General features: G+C 63.4%; 3 pseudogenes. All 3 read left to right on the forward strand.

Annotation, left to right across the window (positions count from 1 at the left end):
- The first annotated feature begins 35 nt into the window (after nucleotides 1-35).
- Nucleotides 36-739 (forward strand): annotated as a pseudogene (locus JF781_RS27880) (histidine phosphatase family protein).
- Between the two features lie 52 nt (nucleotides 740-791).
- A pseudogene (locus JF781_RS27885) lies at nucleotides 792-899 on the forward strand (NAD-dependent epimerase/dehydratase family protein); the annotation flags it as partial.
- Nucleotides 878-1506: pseudogene (locus JF781_RS27890) on the forward strand (DDE-type integrase/transposase/recombinase); the annotation flags it as partial. The pseudogenes JF781_RS27885 and JF781_RS27890, both read left to right, overlap by 22 nt.

Below are 1506 nucleotides of genomic sequence, written 5' to 3' on the forward strand. Positions count from 1 at the left end.
TCACACCGGCACCGTCGGCGGGGCAGGCTATCGCCATGCGCAATCCCAGCTTGATCAGGAAGGCCTCAAAAGCGGTAGCCGTGCTGGCCGCAACGGTAATCGTCGGCGCCTGCGGCGGGTCACCGCAGGCCCACAGCATCACCGTGACGTTCGTCCGGCACGCGGAGTCCGAGACCAACGCCAGCGGCGTCATCGACACCGACGTGCCGGGCCCGGGCCTGACCCCGGAGGGCAAGGGGCAGGCCGAACAGGTCGCGCACCAACTCGCCCACAACAAGTACGACGCCGTCTACGCCTCCACCATGGTGCGAACGCAACAGACCGCCGCGCCGTTGGCCGCCGAACTCGGCAAGCAAGTCGAGGTGCTGCAAGGCATCCAAGAGATCAACGCCGGCTGGTACGAGGGCAAGCCCGTCTCGATGGCCCCCTCGACGTACCGGCGGACTGGCTCAACGGCGACGTCGGAGACCGCATCCCCGGGTCGATCACCGGCAAGGAGTTCAACGACTGGTTCACCGCGGCCGTGCAGAAGATCTACAACAGCGGCCACAACCAACCGGTGGTGTTCTCGCATCTGTACGCCATCGAGTACTGGACGCTGATGAACACGAAGAACGCCAAGGACAGCCTGGCGACCAGTCATCCGCTGCCCAACGTCGGCCGCGTGGTGATCACCGGAAACCCGATGACCGGCTGGACGCTGGTGGACTGGGACGGCATCCGCAACTTCGCCGGCTGATGCCTGGACAGCATGGTTGACGTGCGCGGTGTGACCCGCCACGATGGCTTGCATGCGCTATGTCGTTACCGGCGGTACCGGGTTTATTGGTCGCCGCGTCGTACCTCGCCTGCTGGAAACCCGGCCGGACGCGCAGGTGTGGACCGCTACAGCCCGCAGGTGCGTGCCGAGCTGTTGGCGATGAGCAGCGCGACGATCGACCGCTACCTGCGTGCGGTCAAGGCGCGCGACCAGATCAAGGGGAAATCGACCACCAAGGCCTCCCCGTTGCTGCGGTCTTCGATCAAGATCCGCAAGGCAACCGACGAGGTCGAGGGATCTCCGGGGTTCTTCGAAGGCGACACCGTCGCGCACTGCGGTCCAACCCTCAAAGGCGAGTTCGCCCGGACCGTCAACCTCACCGATATGCATATCGGTTGGGTCTTCACCCGCACCGAACGCAACAACGCCCACACTCACATCCTCGGCGCCCTCAAAGCCGGTGTCCATGAAATACCTTACGAGGTAACCGGTTTGGACTTCGACAACGGAACCGAATTCCTCAACAAGGCCGTCATCAAGTGGGCTGCGCAGATGGAGATCTTCTTCACCAGGTCGCGGCCGTACAAGAAGAACGATCAGGCCACAATCGAGTCCAAGAACAACCACCTCGTCCGCAAGTATGGGTTCTACTACCGCTATGACACCGACGAGGAACGTGCGGTGCTCAACCGGCTCTGGAGGCTGGTCAACGACCGGCTCAACTACCTGACGCCCACCATCAAACC

This window comes from Mycobacterium sp. WUMAC-067 (genome assembly GCF_020217485.1).
Classification (GTDB): Bacteria; Actinomycetota; Actinomycetes; order Mycobacteriales; family Mycobacteriaceae; genus Mycobacterium.